Origin of the sequence: Mariniflexile litorale, assembly GCF_031128465.2 — a bacterium.
Classification (GTDB): domain Bacteria; phylum Bacteroidota; class Bacteroidia; order Flavobacteriales; family Flavobacteriaceae; genus Mariniflexile; species Mariniflexile litorale.
Genome location: NZ_CP155618.1, coordinates 225608 through 252500 on the forward strand (window position 1 = coordinate 225608; position 26893 = coordinate 252500).

Annotated in this window: 19 protein-coding genes and 2 rRNA genes (1 of these 21 only partly in view); 8 read left to right on the forward strand and 13 right to left on the reverse strand. The window is 30.4% G+C overall.

Features of this window, described 5'->3' with window-relative positions:
- Positions 1-89: 89 nt before the first annotated feature.
- Positions 90-1112, reverse strand: a complete 1023-nt coding sequence (locus tag QLS71_RS00965) for an AI-2E family transporter (RefSeq protein WP_308992328.1) — start codon at positions 1110-1112, stop codon at positions 90-92.
- Positions 1113-1142: 30 nt separating this feature from the next.
- A complete protein-coding gene (locus QLS71_RS00970; protein ID WP_308992327.1) occupies positions 1143-1382 on the reverse strand; it encodes a Rho termination factor N-terminal domain-containing protein in 240 nt (79 codons plus the stop codon).
- 193 nt (positions 1383-1575) lie between these two features.
- Here QLS71_RS00970 and QLS71_RS00975 point away from each other — a divergent pair, with 193 nt between their 5' ends.
- Positions 1576-1761, forward strand: coding sequence for a CsbD family protein (locus QLS71_RS00975; protein WP_308992326.1), 186 nt, complete (start codon positions 1576-1578; stop codon positions 1759-1761).
- A 162-nt stretch (positions 1762-1923) separates the two neighbouring features.
- Here QLS71_RS00975 and QLS71_RS00980 read toward each other — a convergent pair whose 3' ends face one another.
- From QLS71_RS00980 to QLS71_RS01010, 7 genes are all read right to left on the reverse strand, one after another.
- Positions 1924-2460, reverse strand: a complete 537-nt coding sequence (locus QLS71_RS00980; RefSeq protein ID WP_308992325.1) for a lipid-binding SYLF domain-containing protein — start codon at positions 2458-2460, stop codon at positions 1924-1926.
- A gap of 146 nt (positions 2461-2606) precedes the next feature.
- Entirely contained in the window at positions 2607-3458 is an 852-nt protein-coding gene (locus tag QLS71_RS00985; protein ID WP_308992324.1) for a mechanosensitive ion channel family protein, read from the reverse strand.
- A 23-nt stretch (positions 3459-3481) separates the two neighbouring features.
- Positions 3482-4213, reverse strand: coding sequence for an MlaD family protein (locus QLS71_RS00990; RefSeq protein ID WP_308992323.1), 732 nt, complete (start codon positions 4211-4213; stop codon positions 3482-3484).
- Positions 4214-4311: 98 nt separating this feature from the next.
- Positions 4312-5055, reverse strand: coding sequence for an ATP-binding cassette domain-containing protein (locus QLS71_RS00995; protein WP_308992322.1), 744 nt, complete (start codon positions 5053-5055; stop codon positions 4312-4314).
- Positions 5055-5873 carry an ABC transporter permease gene (locus QLS71_RS01000; RefSeq protein WP_308992321.1) on the reverse strand — a complete coding sequence of 273 codons (819 nt, stop codon included), beginning with the start codon at positions 5871-5873 and terminating at the stop codon, positions 5055-5057. Before QLS71_RS01000 ends, QLS71_RS00995 begins: the two co-directional genes overlap by 1 nt.
- A gap of 150 nt (positions 5874-6023) precedes the next feature.
- The gene (locus QLS71_RS01005; protein ID WP_308992320.1) at positions 6024-8312 is read right to left on the reverse strand and encodes a BamA/TamA family outer membrane protein; all 2289 of its coding nucleotides are present in this window, start codon (positions 8310-8312) and stop codon (positions 6024-6026) included.
- Positions 8302-13263 carry a translocation/assembly module TamB domain-containing protein gene (locus tag QLS71_RS01010; protein WP_308992319.1) on the reverse strand — a complete coding sequence of 1654 codons (4962 nt, stop codon included), beginning with the start codon at positions 13261-13263 and terminating at the stop codon, positions 8302-8304. Before QLS71_RS01010 ends, QLS71_RS01005 begins: the two co-directional genes overlap by 11 nt.
- A gap of 381 nt (positions 13264-13644) precedes the next feature.
- Here QLS71_RS01010 and rplS point away from each other — a divergent pair, with 381 nt between their 5' ends.
- From rplS to QLS71_RS01045, 7 genes are all read left to right on the forward strand, one after another.
- Positions 13645-13995, forward strand: coding sequence for a 50S ribosomal protein L19 (gene rplS / locus QLS71_RS01015; protein WP_308992318.1), 351 nt, complete (start codon positions 13645-13647; stop codon positions 13993-13995).
- 878 nt (positions 13996-14873) lie between these two features.
- Positions 14874-17084: an NADP-dependent isocitrate dehydrogenase gene (locus tag QLS71_RS01020; RefSeq protein ID WP_308992317.1), complete on the forward strand. Its 2211-nt coding sequence runs from the start codon at positions 14874-14876 to the stop codon at positions 17082-17084.
- Positions 17085-17879: 795 nt separating this feature from the next.
- The gene (locus QLS71_RS01025; RefSeq protein ID WP_308992316.1) at positions 17880-19124 is read left to right on the forward strand and encodes an RND transporter; all 1245 of its coding nucleotides are present in this window, start codon (positions 17880-17882) and stop codon (positions 19122-19124) included.
- Between the two features lie 3 nt (positions 19125-19127).
- Positions 19128-20480, forward strand: a complete 1353-nt coding sequence (locus QLS71_RS01030; RefSeq protein WP_308992315.1) for an ABC transporter permease — start codon at positions 19128-19130, stop codon at positions 20478-20480.
- Positions 20481-20526: 46 nt separating this feature from the next.
- Positions 20527-21987 (forward strand): TolC family protein, encoded by a 1461-nt coding sequence (locus tag QLS71_RS01035; protein WP_308992314.1) that lies wholly within the window; start codon positions 20527-20529, stop codon positions 21985-21987.
- 28 nt (positions 21988-22015) lie between these two features.
- Positions 22016-22834: an N-acetylmuramic acid 6-phosphate etherase gene (murQ, locus tag QLS71_RS01040; RefSeq protein ID WP_308992313.1), complete on the forward strand. Its 819-nt coding sequence runs from the start codon at positions 22016-22018 to the stop codon at positions 22832-22834.
- A complete protein-coding gene (locus QLS71_RS01045; RefSeq protein WP_308992312.1) occupies positions 22824-23060 on the forward strand; it encodes a DUF6095 family protein in 237 nt (78 codons plus the stop codon). The genes murQ and QLS71_RS01045 overlap by 11 nt, the downstream gene beginning before the upstream one ends.
- Before the next feature lie 13 nt (positions 23061-23073).
- Here QLS71_RS01045 and QLS71_RS01050 read toward each other — a convergent pair whose 3' ends face one another.
- The 4 genes from QLS71_RS01050 to QLS71_RS01065 form a co-directional block, all read right to left on the reverse strand.
- Positions 23074-23553, reverse strand: coding sequence for a hypothetical protein (locus tag QLS71_RS01050; protein ID WP_308992311.1), 480 nt, complete (start codon positions 23551-23553; stop codon positions 23074-23076).
- Positions 23554-23642: 89 nt separating this feature from the next.
- The gene (locus QLS71_RS01055; protein ID WP_308992310.1) at positions 23643-26087 is read right to left on the reverse strand and encodes a helix-turn-helix domain-containing protein; all 2445 of its coding nucleotides are present in this window, start codon (positions 26085-26087) and stop codon (positions 23643-23645) included.
- 317 nt (positions 26088-26404) lie between these two features.
- Positions 26405-26511, reverse strand: a 5S ribosomal RNA gene (gene rrf / locus QLS71_RS01060).
- 153 nt (positions 26512-26664) lie between these two features.
- Positions 26665-26893: ribosomal RNA gene (locus tag QLS71_RS01065) — 23S ribosomal RNA — on the reverse strand (it continues 2606 nt past the right edge of the window).

Sequence of the window (26893 nt, forward strand, 5' to 3'; positions counted from 1 at the left end):
ACTTCCAATTGACTTATATAAAACGATTATTAACTCAGAAACTATTAATTAATAATTAAGTGTAATAAGATTTATAGTATTTTGCTAATTCAAAGATTACCATTATCATCCTTTGCATATTCATTTTTGTAAATACGAACTATTAATAAGAACATACTAATTAATAAAGGTCCAAAAATTAAACCTATAAAGCCAAAGAGAGGAATACCAATAATAACACCAATAAGTGTAATTAAAGGATGAACATTATCTAGTTTTCGTAACACATAAAGCCGAATAAGGTTATCTGTAGTACCAACCACTATGATTCCGTACAACAACACACCCCATGCTTGAAAAGTATCTCCATTAGATAGTGCCAATATAAATACCGGAATGGTTCCTAAAAAATTTCCAATAAAAGGTATCATGGAGCCAATGGTAACGACTATGGCCCAAAAAAACGGACTTTCAATCCCAAATATTAGAAAGCCAATTAATGCAACAATACCCTGTGCAATTGCAACCAAAGGAATACCTAAAGCATTAGAACGAACCATCTCATACATTTCACTTCCCAATGTTTTAAGGTTATCTTTGTTTATTGGAATGTATTGGATTAAAATTTCTCTAAACTTCTTACGATTTATAAGCATATAAAAGAGTAAAAAATACATGATTGAAATAGCAATAAAGCTATTAAATGTACTTCCTAAAACACTCGTAATGCTTTTACTTAAGCCACTAGAAATCGATGATGCATCTATTTGGTCGGTTATATTATAACCTAACGACTGCTCCCAAACCTCTAATTTCGATTTAACAACGTCCACTACTTTTTCAGAATTTTTTGCCGCTTTGCTTATTTTATTTCCTAGCATAAATACGGAACCCGCAATAGGAAGCAATATAGCAACAAAAGATAAAAACATAAGAAAAGCAGCTGCCCAATTCGGCTTCCATCCTTTATTAACTAACTTACTCATACTTCCTTTGAGTAGTATATAAAGTGTAATGGCTCCCAAAACACCTAGCGTATAGGGTAACATTTCTTTGAAAATTAAACCTCCCATTAAAGCTATTAAAAGGAGCGTAAATACTTGACGAATTTTTTTTGGATGTATGGTGTTCACTCGTTCTGGTTATATTGAAAGTTATTAATTTTAGTTATTACGCAAAGCATAAATAAGATCTGCTTTACTCATTTTGGATCTTCCTTGAATACCAACATTTTTAGCTTGATCATACAAGTCTTTCTTTGTCCAGCTTTCATAAGGTTTCGCCTTTCCTCCTTTTTTACCTGCGTTGGGAGTGTTAGCAATTCGTGCAGATTTCTGTTTGCTATAGCCTTTCTCTCGAAGCGCCTCGTATTGCTCCTCATTTTTTATACTAGGAATATCCATAATCTTTTATTTAATATTCAAATTTTGGTAAAAAAGATGAATCAACTTAACCTTATCGCATTAAATATTGACTTTAAACAAAATAGTGAATTACAATTTATTGCATCAATAAATAATTTATTTGAGTTAATGATCTGGTGTTTGTTTCTGTAATTTTATTTTATAGTAAATTATTAATTAAAAATTTAAAATCATGAATAAAGATCAAATAGAAGGTAAATGGAAACAAATTAAAGGTAAGTTCAAACAAAAATACGGAGATCTTACCGATGATGATTTAACCTATTCTGAAGGTAAATTTGACGAAATGTTGGGTAATCTTCAAGAAAAAACAGGAAAGAAAAAAGAAGACATCAAAAAAGAAATTGAATCGTGGTAAAAACCTTTTAGTTTTACCTATTAATAGCAATATCCCCTTACCATATGATAAGGGGATATTTTTTTAAATACTAGTTTAATAAAAGCTGTTTAAACTTCCTTTATTTGATTAATAAAAAAAGGCTGGCTATTTGCCAACCTTTTTAATGTTATCATTTTCTATTTATTTTTTAAAAGCATGATATTCAAATTTTTGTCCACCTACCGAAGCATCAGCCATAAGACCCGCTTTAGGTAAAGCAAAAACCATAACACCATCAGAATAACTAGCATTTTCAGATTTTCCTTCTTCCGCTACTACTGCAGAAGCTTCTGCCGAAAATTCATAATTACCTTGTTTAAATTTAGCTAAAGCTGCATCAGTTTCAAAAAAGATAACTTCAATAACTGCTTGTCCACCTGCTTGGAGTCCAATATTTATTTTTTTCAAAGAAGTCATACCAATTGCTTTGCCGTTTTCATACACAACACCATTACCACTTGCACCACCAATGATTAAACCTCCTTTTCCAACATTTGGAAAAATAGCATAACCAGAAGCATTTTTAAAAAACTTCTCAAGACCCGCATCTTTTGCTATAAGTGTTGATTTGGCGTTTTGTGCATCAGCCATGATTTCTTTGTCTTTGTTATTCTGTGCAGTTGCCCCAAAAGTTATTAGAAAGAGGCAAGCTATCATTGCATTTTTTAGAGTTTTCATAATTTGTTTTTTTAATATTAATATATTCAAATTTATTGAAACGCCTTACTTTAAAATATCTTGATTACATTGATTATTAACTCAAAAAAAACCGATTTGAAATTTTGGTCATTTATTTGAACTTCCTTAATATTGAAGTTAATAACTCATTCACTTTTTTCTAATTTTTCTATAGAAACGGTTGTAGTTGGTAGGTTAAAACCTGCGGATTTTAAAACAGCGTAAACACTTAATTGTAAATCTGATTTTAATTTTCCTCCTGGAGCTTTTACCTCATTAGTTCGGTACCAATAATATACAACAATGCTTACTAAATCATTTTCTATTTTATCCACTAGAACAGAATACATAGGCACTTTTAATACAAATTCGTTTTCATTTAGAATCAAGTCTATAAGACTCAGAGCTTCATCTATTTTTGCGTCGTGCACCACACTTACAATAAAATTATTTCGCATCAACTCATCTATTGTATAGTTCTTTAAATTGTTTTTTAATATGGAACCATTTGGAATGTAAGCATCAATACCATCTACTGTTTTTATGGTTGTTGACCGCAAACTCATTTCTATAACTCTTCCTTTTACCCCGTCTATTTCAATCAAATCTCCAATTCTAAATGGGCGTTGAAATGCCATTAATATACCTGCTAAAAAGTTTTCACCTATATCTTTAAGAGCAAAACCTATTATGAAGGTGGTTAACCCTGCACCTGCTAAAATTTTATTGGTAACATCATCAAAACCTAAAATACCTAAACAAACAACAAATAAAACTACAGTTAATAGGAATGAAATAATACTTAGAATAAAATCTGCTATTAAGGGATCATTGGCATTTGAAATGACTATTTTTTTCGCATATTTATTTATCAACTTAATAACTAAAAGTCCTATTATAAATATAAAAACTGATAATAAAACGCTTGGTAAGTGGGATATTAAATTCGTCCAAGATTTATATACAGATTCCTTAAATATATATACTTCTGAGTCCATAAGTTTTATTAATAATTATTGATTTACTTTTCTTCGGCTTTCTTTTTAGCTTCTTTTTCAGCTTCTTCTCTAGCCTTTTCCTTTTCTCTTTCTTTCTTTTTAAAATAGCCTCTTAATAGAAAATTATGCTTAGCAGCTTCCATATTTTCTTCTAAGCCTTTAGAACCTTGTCTTAAATTTTCCATAGTTTTTTCCATATCTCTAGCGACACCTTCATCGTTTAACAACTTTCCTAAAGTACCTTCTCCCTCATTAATATCGATTAACATGGTGGCTAATTCATCTGTAATGACTTCTGCATTTTCTGCAGTAATTTTAATAGATGCTAAGATGTCATCAAATTCAACAGGCTCTATTGATTTAAGAGAAGTACCATCTCTAACTTCCGCAGATTTTGAACTTCCCTGTGATATCATTAAAATTTTATCACCTATAACACCTTCCGAGGTTATTGATGCTCTACTATCTTTCTTAATGAATTTTTTAACTTCCTTATCCATCATAGCTACTACATTTACCGTAGAATCGTTAATGATTGATATACTTTCAATAGTTCCTACTGCAATTCCTGAAAAACGCACCTGACCACCAACTTGAAGTCCACTCACATTTCGAAAATTGGTACTAATTTTAAATTTTGAACTAAATAAATTTTGATTACTTCCTATAAAGAAAATAATTACAAATAATATTAATAGTCCTAATGACACAAAAATTCCTAGTTTTATTTTATATGCGTTTTTATTGGGTTTCATATGTAGCTATTTATTGTTTTCAATTGTCATATGGTATCGCTTTATTTTATGGGTGTTTTTTATAAAAAACATTTTATTTATGGCGATTTCATAATTCTCTATTTAAAAAATGATTTTATGTATGCGTCGTCGTCGTTAACGAATTCTTCTAAACTGCCTACTTTATAAACTTTGCCTTCTTTTATCATAGCAATTCGATCGGCTACTGTTTTTACGCAGTTAATATCATGTGTAATTATTATGGATGAATTTTTGAATTTTTCTTGGGTATCGTTTATCAAATGACTTATTTCATCGGAAGTTACGGGGTCTAAACCAGTCGTTGGTTCATCGTATAAAATGATTTTAGGGTTCACAACCAAAGTTCTAGCTAAACCTATTCTTTTTTTCATTCCTCCTGATAATTCTGAAGGCATTTTATCTATAGAATCAGGCAAACCCACATTTTCTAAAGCTTCAACAATTTTATTATTTATTTCTTCTTCTGAAAATTTTTTATTTAATCTTGAAAGTGCAAAACTTAAATTCTCTCTTACAGTCATAGAATCATACAGAGCAGCACTTTGAAATAGAAACCCTATTTTTTTACGAACTTCTATTAAACCCTCTTCATTAATATCTGTTAACTCCTGCTCTCCTACTGTAATACTTCCTTCATCGTGTTTTAAAAGACTCACAATGCATTTAATTAAAACCGATTTCCCTGAACCCGATTTCCCTAACACCACTAAATTCTCATTTTCATGAAGTTGCAGGGTTATACCATCAAGCACTTTTTGGTCTCCAAAACTTTTTTTGAGATCTTGAATATCAATAAGTATATTGTTTGTGTTATTTTCCATTACAGTAAATCGGTTATTTGTACAGCAATTAAGTCTACAATGATTAATAATAATGATGCGGTTACTACAGCGGAATTCGCTGCTATTCCTACACTCGCTGTTCCACTACCTGCGTTATAGCCTTTATAACAACCAACTAAACCAATTACAGCACCGAAAAAGAATGTTTTTATTATAGCAGGAATAATATCTATAAATTCGACTTGACTAAATGCTTGATTTAAAAACAGTTCTAAACTTACCGAGTCTTTAAGGTTTATACCCAACCAACTTCCAAAAATACCAATAGCATCTGCATAGAGTGTAAGTATTGGAATCATTACGGTAGCCGCTAAAACTCTAGGAATGATTAAAAAATTTATAGGATTCGTGTTTGACACTTCCATGGCATCAATTTGTTCGGTAACCCGCATAGAACCTAATTCGGCTCCCATGCTGGAACCTATTTTACCTGCACATATTAAAGCTGTAATTACGGGTCCCATTTCTCTAATTATAGAAATAGCAACCATACCTGGTAACATAGCAACTGCACCAAACTCTACCAATGGGGGTCTGGATTGAATGGTTAAAACCAAACCTACGATTATACCTGTAATGGAAATTAAACCAACCGATTTATTACCGATTTGATAACACTGCTTTAAAAATTCTTGGAATTCAAATGTTTTAGTGAAGAGGTTCCTCAAGACCGTTTTTAAATACTCCAATACATTCGCTATATCTATAAAAAACAGCGTACTCTTTTCCTTTATAAGAGAAAAAAAAGGAGGCATACTAAAAGCTATGTTATTGGATTTATATAGTTTTTTAGACATAATTTTAATCGTAATATGTTCGAATAAAATTACACGCTTTCTAAAACTTAAGCTTTACACGATTTTAATATTTTATTATAGAATATCAATGAAGATGCATCAAGTGCTCCCTTTAATAGATTAATTGAAATTTTATAATAAGAAATTATTTTAAAATGGATAACCAATAGCTAAGTTGAAAATTAAGTTTTCTTTTCTCCAACCACCATCACCAAAATTAACAGCATCAATTACCCAACGGTCTCCTTTTGGCAAATAAGGTTTTCTTAACGGAAATGCAAAATCTGTTCTAAGTACTAGGAAACTAAAATCAAATCTTAACCCTACGCCTGCTCCTACCGCTAATTCATTTAAAAATTGACCAGAAAATTTGGCTCCTGGTTTTTCTTCACTTTCATTTAATAACCAAATATTACCTGCATCTACGAAAACGGCACCTTTAATCAACTTGTATATTTTGGTTCGTAATTCTGTGCTAAATTCTAGTTTTAAATCTCCCGATTGGTCTGGTAAAAACGAATTGGTCACCTCATTACCATTAAAGATTCCCGGACCTATAGATCGTGCTCTAAAAGCTCTAATACTACTTGTTCCTCCTATAAAAAACTGTTTAATAAAAGGCAATTCATTGGAATTTCCATAAGGAATTCCTGCACCTAAAATAATTCTACTAGCAAGTTTGGTCTCACTATTAAAGTTGTAATAATGACGAAACTCCATTTCTAATTTTGAATATTGACTAAAAGGAACACCCAAGATACTTTTTGGATTATCACCATCATTAGCGCCCATAAGTAACCCAACTGAATTTCCAGATAAATCTACACTTCCTTTAAAATAAATATTGTTTTTTCTATTTTTTAACATCGTATTGGTATACGTATAAGAATAGGTGGTTCCTAAAATAAACTGTTTATCAATAACTTTTTGTAAGGATGGGTTTTCTGCTATTTGCGACTTATATAAATCTGAAACATTATTAGAGGATGTATATGCAATGTTTACAACATTAAGGCTGTGCTCTTTACGCTCGTTTTCTTTCCATAAATATCCAAATGAACCGTTGAATGTTTTTAAGGAATAAAGTTTTGTTCTTAATTGGTACTCATAACTTAAAGAAGCCTTTGTGTTGGGGACATAAGCACTGCCGGAGCTCATGTTAAAAGGTGAAATAAAACGAGGCCAAATTAAATTGGCTTCCCCTCCAAAGCGATACACATTAAAGCCGTTATTTTGCCCTGAAACCTGAACTTCTAAACCTGCAAATGCCGAAATTTTTAATAGTTCTGCACCTTTAAATGTATTCCGGTTACTCCAATTAACATTCAGTTCGGTTCCGGAATAATTAGCTGAATTAGTTTTCGCTAATGCTTCTACTTGAATCGATTTTTTTTGCAATGGTGTTAAATAATAATACGCATCTAAATAATTATTTAAAGAATCATTTACCTTAAATTCATTTTTCACAAATTTGAAAGTTCCTAAGGTAATTAATCGGTTTAAAGATAAATTGTGGGTCGTTCTGTTGTACAAATCGCCTTTATCAAATAAGAGTGTTTTATCGAAAATAAAAGGTTTGAAAACGGTTTTATTATCAATGATAGTAAGGTCTTCATAGGTAACCGTTTCCATTTTTCTGGTTGAAATAGTATCTCTTTTTAAATTGAAACTAGGATAAACAAATATGTTATTAATACGATATTGATTTTTTGCTTTTTCAGGAACATCATCCTTAATTTTAACAATTAAATCTACTTCGTGGTTGGCAACTGTACTGTCTACTTGAACCAAAAGATAATCTTCATTGAAATAATAAAAACCACGTTCTTTTAATTTCGCATCCATTCGGGTTCTTTCCCTTTTTATAACATCCAAATCATACGGCTTTCCTACTTTTAAAACACTCTTCTCTTTCAGCATATTAATTTCCTTAGATAGAAGCGTCGTATCAGTTGGAAACGATACCGATTTAATTTTATATTGGTTATGCAACTTTACTTCATAATTAGCTTCTGCCTTTTTACCTTTTCGAATAGAATCGGCTTTAGATTCTGCATTAAAAAACCCTTTATTTTCTACATAATTTTGAATTACTTTTTTATTGTATTCCAAGTCAACGTCACCCATTAAAACAGGTGCTTCACCTAGTTTATATTTTACCCAATGTTTAAAGCCTTTATCTTTTTTTACTTCACCAACTAAGTTGTAAAAAAAGATTCCTGGACGCATGCCTAAAATGGATTTGTTTGGCTTAGGACGAATTAAATCATCCAATTCTGATTTTACACTTTTTCTTGTTTTTTTTGATTCTTTACCTTTTTCAACTTTAAGAGTATGACCCACATACAATAAATCGCCTTCCGTAATTTTTCGCGTTCCACTACAGCCCAAGCATAGTGCTACTAAAAAAAGCAGTGCTATGTATATATTACTTTTCATTCTCTCTCTTGTTTTTTCTATTGCCTTTGCGTTTTTTATAAAATAATTCTCTAAACTTATCATAGTTCATAGTAATTATAAATGCGACTCCTGTTTCAATAACCTGACCTTGTAAAGCCACTTGGTAATTATTTTTTCTATAAGCTCTTAGTTTGTAACGACCATCTTTCGTGATTAAATAATCGGCAGTAACATCGCCCGCTATATTGGTGGCTTGTTCGTTTTCCTGCGGAGTACCTTCTAAACCAAAACTGCTTCCCACAGTCACTTTTAATCGGTCATTAAATAGTTGTTTTGAAAGCCCCACATCCAAATCGGTTCTTTCTTCTTTTTCTCCAGATGAATAATCTTCTGTGGCTTGAAGATCAAAATCCAACTCAAAACCTTTTATTAAATCGCCAGCTAAATTATTAAGCTGTTGCGATAAAATTTTGCTTACACTTTGTTTTGCTAGATAGGTTCCACTGGTGCCACCCGCTTCGCTTTCAAAAGGGTTTTCTCCTATAAAACGGTTTAATAGCAATAAGGCAAATACTTGTTTATTTAAAGCATCCTCATCTCGTCGAATCTGTTCTAATTTTGCTTGCGTTGTATTGATAATTTCGGTTGAAATGTTATTATTTCCATCAGGCAAAATAATGTCGAAGGTTATTTCTGGTTGTAACAACTCCCCTTTCATTATTAAATTAGTTTCGAAAGGAACTCTTTGTTTATACGTGTTTCTTGTTTCTGCTGTTATACCTACTAATTGATCGTCTACCAAGTCTAATGGGGAAGCATCTACTTTATAAACTGCTGTTATATTTACATTAGCTGTTGTAGGTTCCCCCGTCCACAAAATGTAACTTTCTGGCTGAATTTCAAATTTTCTTTTTATTAAATTGAAATTCATTTCATAAGCACCACCAGTAAACTCGTATTTCCCTGTTAAAGTAGTTTTTCCAGAAGGATCAATGCCTCCTGTTAATTCTGCTTCCCCTTGAAGTTTTAAATAATCTCCATTGGCTTTATCAATAATAATAGATATTTCTGCCTTTTTATCAACCACAATATTTACAGAAGCATCAATTCCTTTCACTTCTGTTTGTGAAATTTGTTTTGTTGGATCCTCAATCGAAATTAAAACAGGTTGATCTTGATCTATAAACTCAACAATCCCTTCTCTATCTGCAATGGAAGGGTCACTTTGTGGAAGCACGATAGAAAATTTTGTATCTGCATTTATCTTAACGGTGCCATCAATAATGGGGCTTTCTAAAGTACCTTTTATACCTAAATTATTATCTAAATACAATTCACCATAAAACAAATCGTTGTCTTTAGCTTTTGAATTTACTGCTCTAAAATTGTTAGCAACTACATTTAAATTAAACCCTAAATTGGTATAATCTTGACTATTAATAAATCCAGTAATAGACAATGGGTTTCCATTTTCGTCTTTTAATTTAAAATCATCAAAAACGATTTTATTAGTATTAAACACAATTTTGTCATTAATTAAATTGAATTTAGAATTCAATGGAACTACTTTGAAACCAACGGAATTAAATTTGATATTACCATTAACATTCGGATTGGAAGCTTTTCCCGTTACATCTAATTTTCCGTTCAAATAACCTTCACTTTCTTTTAAGTTTTCTAAAGTAAATGGTTGCAACGACGCCATTTGAAGCTTTTGAATATTAACACTAAAATCTAAGCTTTCATTATTAATATTGTAATTTCCATCAATATTTAAATCATTCTGTAGCCCTTTTAGAGTAACATTCGCTTTATAGAGATTCGTGGTTTGATTATCTACTTTTACAATTAAATTTCCAACCGTATCTTTCTTTATTGTAAAATTTTCTATATCCAAATCAGCTATAAAGAGAGGATTTAACATGATGTTTTTCACAGTCGTTTCGCCATTTATAGTGCCTCCAATTTCGAAATTGAATTTTGCTATACTGGTTAAAGATTCTAATTTAAAGTTTTCAAAACTTGCTATAATGGGTGAACTAATTTCATCAGTCTCCGACTGAATTGAAAACGATTGTTGATTATTTTGAATTTTGAAATTAGATACCAATATGCCATTTTTTGCTAATTTTATTTGATTCGTTTCATCAATTTTCCAATCTTCATAATTTAGAAGAAGTTTTTCTGGATTTAAACTGATGGTTGATGCACCCATACTATCTTTAAAAACACCAGAAATAATGTATTTATCTTTATTTGAAGCATCTTTTATATTAAGCGCATAATTAACGGTATTATCTTCTAACTTTCCAATTAACGTTGTTCTTTGAATTTCAAATTGGGCATTTTTAATTTTACTCAAAGACAGATCGTACTGTAACACATTATCTTGTGTTCTTACATCCAAAACACCATTTGAAAGTTCATTATTCGCATAATTCAATCGTGGAATAGACGCATTAATTACGATAGAATCGTTCACAGAATTGTAGGATCCATTAAGTGTTATTTCAGATAATTCTATAATTTTAGGAATTATTTTTTTGGTTATTGGGTTGTCTTTAATAATGAATTCAAAATCTAAATTCTGGTCTTCTTTATTCTTAACGTCCTTTTTATCCAAGTCATAATACTTTGAAATTGAATTAGTCAACTGATTACTTATGGTTGATAATTTATAATTCCCTTCAATTAATCCATTAGCAAACTGAGATTTTAAAATGATAGAATCTTTCTCAATATTAGAAATGGCTCTAATACTTATGTTGTCTAAAGGAAATTGTTCTTTTTCTAACGCTATTAAAAAGTTATTAGCCTTAAGGGTTCCGTTCAAATTATCTGGATTCAAATCTTCAAAATTAGCAGTGATATCTCCTTTCATTTTTAAAGGCCCTTCATGAAGATTTAACTTATTTAAATCTACAAGTTCTAGATTTAATTTTAAATCTAAAGTTGGTTTATCAGAATTAGAAGCCCCTTTTGCATCTAAAACAAAATTCAAATTTGAATCTGAAGAGCTTACATTTGCCAGATACTGACCGTTATCTAGACTTCCATTAATGGTTATATTTTTGTAATTATAATCATTGAATTTTGCTGTCACAATTTTAGAACTTAGAGTAGCTGTTGCTGTTGAAGGGTCAAGACTTCTGCCTATTATAGTAGCGTTTACGGTAACTTTACCAAATTGGTCATTCTTGAGAAATTTACCTAAATCGAAATTTTCGACACTAGCATCGGCACTATATTTTTCGTTATTTTTTCGAGATTGATTAAAGGTAGCATCAACAATGGCATTTCCGAAAGAACTTTTTAAATCTAAATTAGTATCAAAGTTATTAATGCTTCCTTTAAAATTCCCTCTTACATTAAATATTTCAGGTAGTTGAATTGTATTAGGAATAGTATTATTAGGTGTAAAAGCGTAAATATCTTTTGATGAGCTTTCAAAATTTAAGATGTTGATATCAAACACGCTTTTATCAACATTTGGCAACCCTGTTATAGTTCCTTTGATATCCACTTTCGTATTTCCAATACGATCAGCATTAAATGTGTTAATTTTCAAATTACCTAAAAGGCCTTTCACATTGGCATTAAAATTTACAATCGCATGGGGATTGTTCTTAAAAATGTCATTTGAATTTAATTGGGGAAAGAGCAATAAAACATCTTTGAAACCCACTCTACTATCTTTCAAATCAATATCAAGTTTCAAGTTTTCAGGATTTTCACTTATAGATTCTATAGACGGATAAGAAGTTAAAATAGTATTTTGTAAAGTGGTTTGAGGTGTTTTCAGTAATAACCCTATTAATGAAGCACTTTTTGAAGTGTAACTGAATGCAGTCGATAATTCATCTAATTGAAATCCACTTTTTTCTTTAAAGATAAATGAATCAATAGTTCCGCTATAGGCGTTATCATTTATTACAAAAGATTTTCCTTTTAAATTTAAACCATTTAATTTCAAGTGGTTGTAATCAATTCCTGATGGCGTTTTTATTTCGTTATTGTTATCAAAATCGAATTTAAAATCTGTTATTGAGATTTCGGAAACATCAATTTTCCAAGGTAAACTTGAAGAATTTTTAGTTGTTTTTGGAACAATTTCATCTTGTTTTGTTAACGTGAAATAGCCACTAGTTTTGTTTAATTCAATGGAATTTAAAACTATAATCTGCTTTTCTAAATCAATAGTTTTAACTTTTGTTTTTAGATTTTTAAATCGAATTTTAGCATCAATATGTGTAATAGCATCTTTATAATTAACATCAATATTTTCAAGATGAATATTTTTTAGATTTAGTTTTAAAAAATTTGTTTCAGCTTCAGCTTCAATTTTTTCAGTAGTATATTTAGTAGCTTCAACCAAATCTTGATTTAAGTTTAGTTTTAATCCTTTTAGATTGATTTCGGGAACATCAAACCTCAAATTCTTTAAATCAAATTTATCAATATTCGTGTCAAAATGATTTACAAATAATTCTATATTCTTTTGGGCTATAGCATCTTTATATGAAAATTTAATATCATTAAGGTTAATGTTCTTAACCAAAATCTCGATCGATCCCTCCTCTTTCTTGGGCTCACCTGTTTCAAATGCTTTGATGATGTAATCAAAATTGTAAACAGAATCACTGCTAACTTTGATATGAGCTGTTATATTTTCTAAATCAATGGAATTAATGTCTACTTTATTATTAAATAATTGAAATAAACTAATATCAACTTTTAAAGATTTGCCAGCTAGCAAAGTGTCTTTTGCTTGGTCTTCAAAATAGAAATCACGTAAAACAATTTTCTTTGGTAAACCTATTTCAATGGAACCAATTTCTACTTTAGTCTTTATTTTTTTTTCTAAATAAACAACGGCTTTATCTTTTACAAAATTCTGAACAGAAGGAATTTGTAGAGCCAGCACAATTAATAAAAAAAGTGCTACAATTATTAGTAGGGTTTTTAAAATAACTTTAACGACTTTTTTCAATTTCCAGGTTGGTTATAATTTTAAACTGCAAGTACATTTTACTAATAATTTTAACTTTGGCTTAGATTATAGATTTAAGATGATGTTTCCCATCTAACCGCCTCTAACAGAGCTTTTTTATAAAATTACTATTTGATTTTCAACAACATTTAGGTTGATATAAATATTTTGTGAAGATATTGCTATAAAACGCAACGTTTATTACATAATTCCACGTAATTATTTTAAAATTTTAAGTTGAAAGAAGAACTTACCAATAAAAAATAATTATTAAATTGTACATTACTAATTATTAATTATCTTTGCACCCAATTTCGGATTAACCTCTGGCGAGAATCGTGAATGTTGTTTCGAATAAATCATTACTTAAAATTTAAAGATATGGAATCTTTAGTAAAGTTTGTACAAGACGAATTTGTAACAAAAAAAGACTTCCCAGAGTTTGGAGCTGGAGACACAATTACTGTTTACTATGAAATTAGAGAGGGCGAAAAAGTTCGTACTCAGTTTTTTAGAGGTGTTGTAATTCAAAGAAGAGGATCTGGTTCATCAGAAACTTTTACCATTAGAAAAATGTCTGGTACTATTGGTGTGGAGCGTATTTTCCCAGTTAATTTACCTGCATTACAAAAAATTGAAATTAATAAACGTGGTAAAGTGCGTAGAGCTAGAATCTACTACTTTAGAGGTCTTACTGGTAAAAAAGCCAGAATTAAAGAACGTAGACGTTAATAAAGTATCATTGCAAAAGCAAATTAAAAGCCTTGAAATATTTCAGGGCTTTTTTTATTAACAAAAGTTAATAACTTCGGTTCATAAGTAGTTGATATGTAAAATGTTAAATATTTTGTGTTTTCAAGATATGTTTCTTATCTTAGCTACAAGAAATAAAAAACAGTGTGAGCTGGTTTCATTAAAAAGTGAATTTAAATTAATTTCTTTATAAAATAAAGCAACGTTCTTTAATTTATTTATAATTGTTTTTTGAGATTTTATTGTAACACGTGTAATAATGTGGTAGCAAAAAATCAAGATATTATAAAAAGTACTACATACATAAAATAGGTAGAAACTAGTATAATGGAAAGCTTAAAAAAATAACAGTGCCGAAAGGATTGTTGTTGTAATGAAAGCAATGTCTTAAAAAAACTTGACGTTAAAACGAAAAGGAAAAATTAATGACATCAAGAAAAACAGTTATTTAGAAACATTTTAGTAATAGGTCAATACATTTTGAAAATTACAGAAATGTTTCCTTGAAATAATAGCACTTAAATTGAAAAAATTTGGAATAAAATCTAAATTGATTTGATAGAAATATCAATTAGGTTGAGTTATGTTATTTCAAAGAAAGCCATGTCAAAGTAGATTAAATTCTGCCATGATATGGCTTTTGTTTTTTATAGCTTCTTCAATAATTTTTTAATAAATTCTTAATAGTTCCTACCTTTTTTAATCTTCTGCGAAATATTGTTCATAATAGCATTTTTGATTAAACGTTTAAACATATATAAAAGTCAATTTTTGTATATTCGCGTCGCGAAAACATTATTATATATATCGCATATTACTTTATAGCTAATTATTAACATAAAAAAACCGTTACATTAATGTCTAAAATTATTTATACAAAAACTGATGAGGCTCCTGCATTAGCAACCCGTTCTTTTTTACCAATTGTTAAAGCTTTTGTTAAGTCTTCTGGTATTAATATTGAAACTAGAGATATCTCTTTAGCTGCAAGAATTTTAGCCGTTTTTCCAGATTTTTTAAAGGAAGATCAACGTGTTCTAGATGATTTGGCCGTACTTAGTGAATTAGTAAAAAGTCCTGAAGCCAACATTATAAAATTACCAAACATTAGTGCTTCTGTTCCGCAGTTAAAAGCTGCTATAAAAGAATTACAATCTAAAGGATTCGCTATTCCTAACTACTTAGATGAAGCTACTAATGATGTTGAAAAAGATATAAAATCGCGCTACGATAAAATTAAAGGAAGTGCTGTAAACCCAATACTTCGTGAAGGAAACTCTGATAGACGTGCGCCAAAAGCAGTAAAGAACTACGCTAAAAAGAATCCACACTCTATGGGTGCTTGGAACAGTGATTCTAAAACGCATGTAGCAACTATGGAGTCTGGCGATTTTTTTCACAATGAAAGATCGGTAACATTACCTGAAGCTACAAGCATTAAAATTGTACATACCGACCATAATGGGACTACAACTGTTTTAAAAGATAGTTTCAAATTATTAAAAGACGAAATAATTGACGCCACTATTTTAAGCAAAACAGCATTAGTTAGCTTTTTAGAGGCTCAAATCGCTGATGCAAAGGCAAGCGGCGTATTGTTCTCATTACACATGAAAGCGACCATGATGAAAGTGAGTGACCCAATTATTTTTGGATATGCTGTAAAAGTATTTTTTAAAAATGTATTTGAAAAGCATGCAGAAACTCTAGAAAAAATTGGAGTGGATGTTAATAATGGTTTTGGAAATTTAGTTGAAAAATTACCAAGTTTACCAGAAGCCAAACGTAACGAAATTCAAGCAGATATTGATGCTGCCTTTAAAAACGGACCTGCAGTGGCTATGGTAAATAGTGATAAAGGTATTACAAATTTACACGTGCCTAGTGACGTTATTATTGATGCTTCTATGCCAGCAATGATTCGTACATCTGGACAAATGTGGAATACTGAAGGAAAACTTCAAGATACGAAAGCTGTTATTCCAGACAGTAGTTATGCAGGCATTTATTCTGCTACTATCGATTTTTGTAAAAAACATGGTGCCTTCGATCCAACTACAATGGGTACGGTACCAAACGTAGGCTTAATGGCTCAAAAAGCCGAAGAATACGGTTCTCATGATAAAACATTCGAAATCGCATCTAACGGAACAGTAAGTGTTATTGATGCTGCTGGAAACACCTTATTAAAACACGTTGTGGAAACTGGTGATATATGGAGAATGTGTCAAACTAAAGATGCACCAATTCAAGATTGGGTAAAGTTAGCTGTTACTCGTGCTAAAGCTTCTGAAACGCCTGCTGTTTTCTGGTTAGATGAAAACAGAGCTCACGATGCTGAGTTAATTAAAAAAGTAAATACCTATTTAAAAGAATATGATACTACTGGTTTAGACATAAGAATCTTATCTCCAATAGATGCCACTTTATTTACTTGTGAAAGATTAAAAAAGGGTAAAGATACCATATCGGTTTCAGGGAATGTTTTACGTGATTATTTAACCGATTTATTCCCGATTTTAGAAGTTGGTACGAGTGCTAAAATGCTATCTATTGTTCCTTTAATGAATGGTGGTGGATTGTTTGAAACAGGTGCTGGTGGTTCTGCCCCAAAACACGTTGAACAATTCACAAATGAAAACCATTTACGTTGGGATTCTTTAGGTGAATTTTTAGCATTAGCAGTGTCTTTAGAACATGTTGCAACAACAAATAATAACCCAAAAGCACAAATCTTAGCTGATACATTAGATGCAGCCACAGGTCAATTACTTGATAATGGTAAATCGCCTTCTCGTAAAGTAGGTGAATTAGATAACAGAGGAAGTCATTTTTATTTAGCTCTTTATTGGGCGCAAGCGTTAGCTAACCAAACAAAAGACGCCGCTCTAAAAGCTGAATTTGAACCAATCGCGAAACAATTAGCAACAAATGAAATTGCGATTGTAAGCGAGCTTAACCTAATTCAAGGAAACCCAATAAATATTGGTGGTTATTACGAACCAAATGAAACTTTAATTAATAATGCGATGCGACCAAGTAAAACGCTAAATAGCATATTAAGTTAATAGAAAAATAAATACTATTTTAAAAAGCTCCTTTTATTAGACACCTCCAAAATTTAGACACTTTTTGGGGGTGTTTTTTTGTAAATAAAAATGAAGCATTCAAACTTGAATTTGCAAAGTTAATTTTAGAAAATAACTATTCATATACAGCTATTTCTAAGCTAAAATATTGAAATCAATAAATGAATAATTTTTATCATTACTATAAAATTTAATATACCAGCATAAGTTCTACGTAAGAGTTTAATAAAAAAGGTTCGCTTAATTCGTATTTTGAGTTTCAAATTTAATGTTAGATTTCTTTTCTTGGGATGAATGAGCTACAAAATTAAGCGACAAGATTCATACTAAAGAGAAGTCTTTTCAATAGATTATCAATGGTTTTTACGACCTATATTTTCCGAAGTAATATTTTATCTCTTATTGTCCTAAACATATTTTTAATATTGCATTTAATACAAGTAATCAAATAAATCCTAATCAAATAAAAAGGCAGTTATTTCTTTGGATATATAGTCTTGTCTGCATAGAGTTTAGCAAAAAATAATCTTTAAGATCATAAGAATAATTTGTTTTAAAATTCTATAAATCAGAACTTTAATATACTAAATATTATTTTTATTTCTTTTCAATAAACAAGTTTTCTTATATCCAACTCAGGTTATCACTAATTATTTCTTATATCAATTCTTTACATTTTTACAAATCACAAACTTTAAGAAAATTTTAACTGTATGAAGTCTTACAAAAGGTATTTTTAACAAATCAAACTTTCACCAATCAAAATCAATCATTATGAATAAGAAGAGGTTAGCTTTAATTATTAGCGGAATCATTATTTTAATTATTAGTTATTCATTTTTCGGATCTTCAGGCGAAGAAGACGTATTGCTAACAACAAAGATTATAAAAGGTACCTATTTAAACGAAGTTATAATTTCTGGAGAAGCTCAATCTACTAGTTCAAAAGAAATCAATGGTCCTATTAATGCGAGACGTTTCAACATTTATCAACTAAAAATACAAGATTTAGTAGCAGAAGGGACTATAGTAAAAAAGGGCGATTATATTGGTAAAATTGATGCTTCAGAAGTTAACAGTAAAATGAATGATGCTCAACTAAGTCTAGAGAGTGCTGAATCAAGATACACACTCCAACAACTTGATACCACACTTACCTTAAAACAGGAACGAACTGCTATAAAAGATCTTCTATTTAATATTGAAGAAAACCAACTAGAATTAAAACGGTCCATTTATGAGCCGCCTGCAACCATTCGACAATTAGAAATAAAAATTGAAAAATTTGAACGTGAATTAAAAGAAAAAAAGGAAGATTACTCTATTAAAAAAAGACAAGCAAACGCCAAAATGATTGAAGTAGGTACCGAAGTATCTAAAATAAAAAAGCGCATTGAAGAATTAATTGATCTCCAAAAAGAGTTTACGGTATACTCGGAAGACGACGGAATGGTAACATATGTTAAAGATTGGAATGGCAACAAAAAGAAAGTAGGTGCCACCATATCTCCTTGGGAACCTGCATTAGCGAGTTTACCAGATTTAACTAAAATGGAATCTAAAACGTATAGTAATGAAATTGACATACGAAAAATAAAAAAGGATTTGAAAGTGAAAATTGGTTTTGATGCGTTTCCTGATATCGAAATAGACGGTATTGTAACAGAAGTGGCCAATGTAGGTGAAAATAAAAGAGGATCTGATATCAAACTCTTTCAGGTATTAATTAAACTTAATTCAATAAATAAAAATATTAGACCAGGAATGACAACGTCTAATAAAATATTAACACATCAAGAAGACAATGTATTAATGGCTCCATTGGAAGCTATATTCTCAAAAGACTCCATTAGTTATGCCTATGTAAAATCTGGTTATTCTATTGAAAAAAAACAAGTAGAATTGGGTTTAGCGAATAATGAAGTCGTGATTATAAAAAAAGGATTAAATGAAAATGATGTTGTTTATTTAAATGCACCTACAGATCTGAAAGATAAAAGTATAACACTATTAAAATAACTCATGATAGATAAAATACTTTTAGAAAAACTTAAATCTAATTTTAATGAGGCGTATTGGTTTATTAAAACAAATAAAGTAAGAACATTTTTAACTGCTTTGGGTATTATTTTTGGAGTAGCATCGGTAATAACTATGCTTGCCATTGGAAATGGAGCTGAAAAAGAAATTTTATCTCAACTTGAATTGGTTGGAGTCAATAATATTGTTGTAACTCCTTTACCCGACCTTGAAAATGAGAGTGATAGCGAAAGTGAAGAAGAAACAACAAACAATGATTCTAAAAAATTTTCTAAAGGTTTAGACATATTAGATGCTTTAAGTGTTACTAAAACAATACCCAGTGTAAAAATTGTAAGCCCAGAAATAATTCTTGATACTTATGTTATAAATGATGGAAAGCAAAACTCTGTAAAGCTTATTGGTGTTTCTGCTGCATTTTTTAAAGTTTCTAATATTTATATTGAAAAAGGTAAAATTTTCACAAATTACCAAACAAACAACGCACTTCCTGTTTGCGTTATAGGTAAAAAAGTAGAGAAAAAACTTTTTACTGGTGAAAGTGCTTTAGGCAAACACATCAAAGTTAAAGATGTTTGGTTACAAGTTGTTGGTGTTATTGAAGAAAAATTAATATCTGATAAAGCTCAAGAAGATTTAGGTATTAGAGACTTAAACCAAGATATATACATTCCTATAAAAACATTTTTAGTTCGTTACAGAGATAGAAAAATAATAACCGACGATTTAGAAGCAAATACTAACAACCAAAATGGTCCCAAGAAAAGAATTTCTAGAGGTAATTATCATCAAATAGATAAATTAACCATTCAAGTTTTCAACTCAAATGAATTAAAAGCGACTGCTGAAGTTTTAAGTAAACTTCTAAAACGAAGACATAACGATGTATTAGATTTTGAAATTGCTATCCCTATTCAACTACTTAAACAACAACAAAAAACAAAACAAATATTCAATATTGTATTAAGTATTATTGCTGGTATTTCTTTACTAATTGGAGGTATTGGTATTATGAATATAATGCTAGCTTCGGTATTAGAAAGAACCAAAGAAATAGGAATAATTCGTGCTATAGGTGCTACTGAAGAAGACGTTATTTTACAATTTTTATCAGAGTCGGTATTAATTAGTGTTGGTGGTGGTATTATAGGAATAATTGTTGGCGTTATTGGAGCCTATGTTATTGAAATAGTTTCAGGTATAGAAACGGTACTATCTCTTAATTCCATATTAATTTCCTTTTTTATTGCAGTAATAGTAGGACTTGTTTTTGGAATATTTCCTGCGAAAGCAGCTGCTAATAAAAAGCCTATTCAAGCACTTCGATCGGAATAATATACCATAAATGATTAAAATATACTAGGAACACAAAGCCAAAGAGATGAAAAAAATATTGTTCGTATTAATAATAACTCTGTCTTGTTTAGCGTTTTCGCAATCAAAAAAAATAACTTTAAACGAAGCCATTAATTTAGCGCAGAAACAATCTCCAGATTATAAAATAACCTTAAATAGAAATCAGTCTAATTATTGGCGTTTTAGAAATTACAAAGCGAGTTTTTTACCTCAATTAAGGTTTAATGCAACTTTACCCGAATACAATAAAGCAGTGCGTAGAATAACTAATGATGCTGGTCAAGATGTTTTTGTAAACCAAGATCAATTAATTTTAGAAGGTGGATTATCTATTGCCCAAAACATTCCATATACAGGTGGTACACTCTCTTTAAACACTAATTTAGAGCGTATTGAATTGTTTGGGCTTGACGATAACATTGGGTATTCTGTAGTACCTTTTTCTATAAGATATTATCAAAATTCGTTGTTTTACAATCCTTTTAAATGGGATAAAAAAATTGAACCTTTAATTTATGAAGAATCACGACGGGACTTTATTGAAAAAATGGAAGACATATCAGTAACTACTTGTCAAAGATATTTCCAGTTACTTAAAGCACAAATGCAGTTGGAAATAGCCAAAGTGAATTTATCAAATCAAGATACACTGTATCAAATTTCACAAGGACGATTCAAAATTGGAAAAATTGCAGAAAATGAATTATTACAAGTAGAACTCACCCTATTAAATTCTAGAAATGTTGTAACTACCAATACTATAGAATTAAAAAGAACTTCTCAAAACTTAGCAAGGTATTTAGAGTTAGATTCGGAAAATATTCAATTAGATGTTCCTGACAACTTACCTCTTTTTGAGGTAAACATCGATAAAGCTTTAGAAGAAGCCCAATCAAACAGAAAAACGGTTATTGAGTTTAGAAGAAAAAGGTTAGAATCCGAAAAAGAATTGGCTTTTCAAAAGGGAAATAACAGGTTAAAACTTGGAGTATCTGCTAATTTTGGAATTTCACAAAATGGCGATGACTTTGATAATCTTTTTAACAACTTTAATCAGCAACAAAATGTTTCTGTGTCTGTTAGTATCCCTGTCTTCGATTGGGGTGTTTCAAAATCAAGACGTAAAATGGCTGAAGCAGATTTAGACTTGACCAATAATAATATAGACCAGGAAAAATTAGCTTTTGAACAAGAAATTTATTTACACGTACTGAATTGGTCTAGTCAAAGAGACTTTTTAGCAACAGCTGAAAAAGCCAAAGAAATAGCCATAAAACGTTATGACATCTCACAAAAAAGATATGTTTTAGACAAAATTACTATAACCGATTTAAATATTGCTTTACAAGAAAAGGATAAAGCTGTTTTACAATACTTAAACTCACTAGAAAAATTTTGGCAAGATTATTATGTTTTAAGACAGTTAACTCTCTATGATTTTATAAATAATAAAAAATTAGAAGTTGACAACATTCTTTTTGATTAAAATCATCAATAATTCATACTTTTGAATTATGAGTTTTACAAAAACAACCGAACAAGATTCAAACTATAATCATCTCGAAAAGATGAGCATTTCTGAATTATTATCTAACATTAATAATGAAGATAAAATTGTTCCTACAGCTGTTGAAAAAGCACTTCCACAAGTAGAAGCTTTAGTAAGTATAATTGTATCAAAGTTAAAAGATGGTGGACGCCTATTTTATATGGGAGCTGGTACTAGTGGGCGTTTAGGCATATTAGATGCTTCTGAATGTCCTCCTACTTTTGGTGTCTCTCACGATTTAGTTATAGGCATCATTGCTGGTGGCGATACGGCTATTAGAAAAGCTGTTGAGTTTGCGGAAGATTCTGAGTCACAAGGTTGGGAAGATTTACAATCTTATGAAATTTCAAACAAAGATGTCGTCATTGGTATTGCTGCCTCTGGTACGACGCCTTATGTTATTGCCGCTTTACAAGCATGTAATACCAACAACATAAGTACCGGCTGCATTACTTGCAATAAAAATAGTCCGCTTTCGCAAACAGCTCAATACCCAATTGAAGTTATTGTTGGTCCTGAATTTGTTACTGGAAGCTCAAGAATGAAAGCGGGAACTGCGCAAAAATTAGTGCTTAATATGATAACCACCACTACTATGATTCAATTAGGACATATAAAAGGCAATAAAATGGTTGATATGCAACTAAGTAATAACAAACTTGTAGATAGAGGTACTAAAATGATCATGGCAGAACTTAGTATCACTGAAGAAGAGGCAAAAACTCTTCTAAAGAGACATAAAGATGTCCGTTCATCAATTAAAAATTACAATAATGGAAACTAACAAAACAGATAAAACAATACTTTTTAAAGGGATTAAAACATTAATTTTCGCTTTACTAAGCTTATTTATTGGCCCTATCTTAATGACAATGGCACTTGGCGATAAAGAAAATACACTTTACATTCCTTTGTTAATTATAGCTTGCTTAATATGTGCTATGGCTGTTTTTTTAATTTTCAAAGGTATACGTATTATCATGAACAGTATGTTTAAAAAAAACAATTAAAATGATATTTCTTTTAAGTGGTAGGATTATATCCAAAATCGGAATCGTTTATTGAAATATTTAAGCCTTCCATAATATAATTTATTATAGCATAATGATGAATAGTATGACTGTTCGCTTGTGAAAACAAAGCACCATAACTATAAGTCATTTCTACTTTTCCTAAGCCCAAATCATCCGTTACTAAAACAGAATCTGTCATCGCTAAACCAAATTTATTTAAGTTATCCATGATTGAATTTAAATATCTAGCAGCACTATCACATTCACTTTCCACTACACGATTTCTACTTCTTGTCGTTAAATCAATGATATTATTTAAGTTTACAGCAAAAATACAATCGTAAAAATCTAAAATATGTCTTAAATGAATTCCTATACTCGAATAATATGGAGCTATCGATGTATTACTAAAAGTAGCATCATTTAAATGATCTAATAAAGGTTTAGACTTTGCTAGTGTTTTTAGTGTCGATTGTATAATAACATCCATAGGCTTACTAAAGTAATTAAATAATTTAAACTAAAACCATTAGTCCAATTCAATCTCTAACCTTACTGATATGAAAAACTTAAATGTTGTTAAGAAATACTTTTTCCTATTTCTTCAACTACCAATCGTATCTCTCCGTAGCTAAATTTGTCATCTAATTGATTTTTTAAATCTGATAAATTTTCAAATATTTTCTTCGGAATTAACTCTAATAATTCATCATAATGCTCCTTTGACATTAGTTCTGAAACTTCTATTTCGCCCGAAGCAATAAAACTTGCCAAATGCCCGAATATTGTATTCTCATTCAGTTCACGTTCGTCAGCAATTTTTGTAATCGTTTTTCCAGATTTAAACAATTCTAAAGATGCTTTTTTTGTATCTACCTTCTTTTTCTTGGGTTGCTGTTCCTCAAAAATGTTGGCGTCTTCAGTAGTTTCAATACCATTTTCCTCACAATAAGCCCTAATCTCTTTTAAGATAACCTCACCATACTTTTTAATCCGCACATCGCCCATACCATTCACTTTTTTAAGTTCTTGCTTTGTTAATGGCAGTGTTTCACAAATTTCATACAATGTTTTTTGAGCAAAAACCTGATAATGAATTAAATCATTTTCTTGGGCAATTTCGTTTCTAAGCACACGTAACCTTTCAAATAAGTCTACATTTGTTGTACCATCTACAACCGCTTTTCGTGGTTTTTTAGGAGCTTCTTTTGTTATAAAAACTGCTTTAGCCCTTAATGCTAAAAAGGAACTTGTAGAAAAACCTTTATACAAGCTATTAAAATATAATAGTTTAATTTCTAGAAGTTCTTCTAGTGCATCACTGTTTTTAGCAATATCTGCTCCAACAGCTTTATTATCAGTGGTAAAATTGAAGGTTTTTAATGATTCAACTATGTGCTTTTCAGTCTCCGTTTTAAAATAAGCAACGGCTTTTATAAAACGTTCTTGAATTAAATCGCTCATTTCAGGCAAACCTTCATCTTCCGAAAGTTGTTTTAATTGTGCTATAAAACCAGTACTCACTTTTAAAAGATTAGTTACCGTTGTTTTTATAATTAATAATGGTGCTTCAATTTGCCCCTCAATAATAGTTCTGTTTTTATAAAAAATATCTAAAACTCGATTGATTGGATATAAAAATTCATAAAAATCAAACACTTCAACCATTAAATCTAGTTGAAAATTTCTTTCTGAAACGGCTAAAACAGCTTCATTTGGTTCATTTTTTTCTGCATTTTTATTGAAAGAAATCACATGGCTATCACTAATAATCTGACTAGAATTAATTTCGCTTTTCAATACTAAGCCTTCTAAAGACTTACAACGACTTAATGCCACATAGGTTTGTCCATGTGCAAAAGCACCTTGCGCATCTATGATGGCTTTTTCAAAAGTTAAACCTTGGCTTTTATGTATGGTAATGGCCCAAGCCAAACGCAAAGGCATTTGGGTAAAAGCACCTATCCTTTCTTCTGAAATGTTTTTAGTTTCAGCATCAACAGAATAATTTATATTTTCCCAAATCTCAGGTTTGGTAATAATATTAAACTCATCATCAGGGCAATGTACAACGACTTCATCTTTATCTAAATGAATAACTTTACCAATTTTCCCATTAAAATAACGCTTCTCTGGTCCACTATCATTCTTAATAAACATAACCTGTGCCCCCACCTTTAATTCAAGCTTCTCACTATTAGGATAAGCATGATCTGGAAATTTACCTTCAACAACGGCTTTATATGAAAATGTTTTGGTTTTTAATTTAACTAACTCTGCGTTATTAGTCGCTTCTGCTTTATTATTATGTGTGGTTAAAGAAATGTATCCTGCATCTGGTTCTGGAATAAAATTTGGGATATATCGTTTATTCAATTCTTTAGCAGAAGATTCCGTTAGAACATTATTCCGAATCTCATTAAGTATTTCAATAAATACTGGATTTTCTTGTCTATAAATATGTTTTAACTCGATTGAAATAGCATCACTTTCTTGATAGGCATGACTACTAAAAAAGAATCCATTTTTATAATAAGGTTTTAATAAATCCCATTCATTATCTCGAATAACAGGTGATAGTTGTTGCAAATCACCAATCATTAGAACTTGAACCCCTCCAAAAACCTTACTTCTATTTCTAAAACGACGTAATGTTCTATCAATACCATCCAATAAATCTGCTCTAACCATACTAATTTCATCAATAACTAACAAATCCATCGATTTAATTATATTGATTTTAGTTTTACTGAATTTCCGATTAAATCCTTTAGAAGCATTCAAATCGGTATCGGGTAAAATAGGCCCAAAAGGCATTTGAAAAAAAGAATGAATGGTAACTCCTTTAGCATTAATAGCTGCCACACCCGTTGGAGCAATAACAACCAAACGCTTTAAACTATTCATTTTTAAACGGTGTAAAAATGTCGTTTTACCAGTACCTGCTTTACCTGTTAAAAAAATAGAGCGATTTGTTTTATTTACAAACTCCCAAGCTAATTCGAGTTCTTTATTTATTTGCATTAATTAGGCTTAAAATAGATATTGAAGATACTAATTTGAAGAATATTTTTGCAAGTTTTTGATAAAAATAATAATGTGATATAGTTTATATATTTTACGCTTCATATTCCAAGTAAATTATCATTATTATCATCTACAAAATCTTGAATATAAATACTCTATATACCTAAACATTAATCATATGTCAAATTATATAAACAAATATTTAATGCGAAATAAATCATAATCAATTGTATTTCAACACATTATTTTGTAATAATTTAGTTAAAAATAAAACACAAAAAAACCCCTTCATTTTTCAATGAAGGGGTTTCCAAAAAAGGCAACGACCTACTCTCCCACAATGCAGTACCATCGGCGCTAACGGGCTTAACTTCTCTGTTCGGAATGGTAAGAGGTGAGCCCCGTCGCTATAACCACCTTAAGTTATAGCTGTTGTAATAAGTTTAACCTTATTACTTACAGCGTTTTGATTAAAAATCAAAACAAATATCTTAACATATTGAAAAAAGGGTAATTTATACCATCATACATGAATACTATAATAATTGTATTGAACTTAGTAAAAAAACAGGCGTACAATAAGCCTATGGGTTATTAGTACTACTCGGCTATGACATTACTGCCTTTACACCTATAGCCTATCAACGTGGTAATCTTCCACGACCCTTTAAAGAAATCTCATCTTGTGGTGGGTTTCGCGCTTATATGCTTTCAGCGCTTATCCCTTCCCAACGTAGCTACTCTGCAATGCTCCTGGCGGAACAACAGATACACCAGAGGTTAGTCCAACTCGGTCCTCTCGT

Excerpts from the sequence above, each read along its gene's own strand:
- QLS71_RS01025 (WP_308992316.1), top strand. The coding sequence starts at position 17,880 with ATGAATAAGAAGAGGTTAGCTTTAATTATTAGCGGAATCATTATTTTA.
- QLS71_RS00975 (WP_308992326.1), top strand. The coding sequence starts at position 1,576 with ATGAATAAAGATCAAATAGAAGGTAAATGGAAACAAATTAAAGGTAAG.
- QLS71_RS01020 (WP_308992317.1), top strand. The coding sequence starts at position 14,874 with ATGTCTAAAATTATTTATACAAAAACTGATGAGGCTCCTGCATTAGCA.
- QLS71_RS00995 (WP_308992322.1), bottom strand. The coding sequence starts at position 5,055 with ATGGAAAATAACACAAACAATATACTTATTGATATTCAAGATCTCAAA.
- QLS71_RS01055 (WP_308992310.1), bottom strand. The coding sequence starts at position 26,087 with ATGCAAATAAATAAAGAACTCGAATTAGCTTGGGAGTTTGTAAATAAA.
- murQ (WP_308992313.1), top strand. The coding sequence starts at position 22,016 with ATGAGTTTTACAAAAACAACCGAACAAGATTCAAACTATAATCATCTC.
- QLS71_RS01035 (WP_308992314.1), top strand. The coding sequence starts at position 20,527 with ATGAAAAAAATATTGTTCGTATTAATAATAACTCTGTCTTGTTTAGCG.
- QLS71_RS01005 (WP_308992320.1), bottom strand. The coding sequence starts at position 8,312 with ATGAAAAGTAATATATACATAGCACTGCTTTTTTTAGTAGCACTATGC.
- QLS71_RS01000 (WP_308992321.1), bottom strand. The coding sequence starts at position 5,873 with ATGTCTAAAAAACTATATAAATCCAATAACATAGCTTTTAGTATGCCT.
- QLS71_RS01050 (WP_308992311.1), bottom strand. The coding sequence starts at position 23,553 with ATGGATGTTATTATACAATCGACACTAAAAACACTAGCAAAGTCTAAA.
- QLS71_RS01045 (WP_308992312.1), top strand. The coding sequence starts at position 22,824 with ATGGAAACTAACAAAACAGATAAAACAATACTTTTTAAAGGGATTAAA.
- rplS (WP_308992318.1), top strand. The coding sequence starts at position 13,645 with ATGGAATCTTTAGTAAAGTTTGTACAAGACGAATTTGTAACAAAAAAA.
- QLS71_RS00970 (WP_308992327.1), bottom strand. The coding sequence starts at position 1,382 with ATGGATATTCCTAGTATAAAAAATGAGGAGCAATACGAGGCGCTTCGA.
- QLS71_RS01030 (WP_308992315.1), top strand. The coding sequence starts at position 19,128 with ATGATAGATAAAATACTTTTAGAAAAACTTAAATCTAATTTTAATGAG.
- QLS71_RS00985 (WP_308992324.1), bottom strand. The coding sequence starts at position 3,458 with ATGGACTCAGAAGTATATATATTTAAGGAATCTGTATATAAATCTTGG.
- QLS71_RS00980 (WP_308992325.1), bottom strand. The coding sequence starts at position 2,460 with ATGAAAACTCTAAAAAATGCAATGATAGCTTGCCTCTTTCTAATAACT.
- QLS71_RS00990 (WP_308992323.1), bottom strand. The coding sequence starts at position 4,213 with ATGAAACCCAATAAAAACGCATATAAAATAAAACTAGGAATTTTTGTG.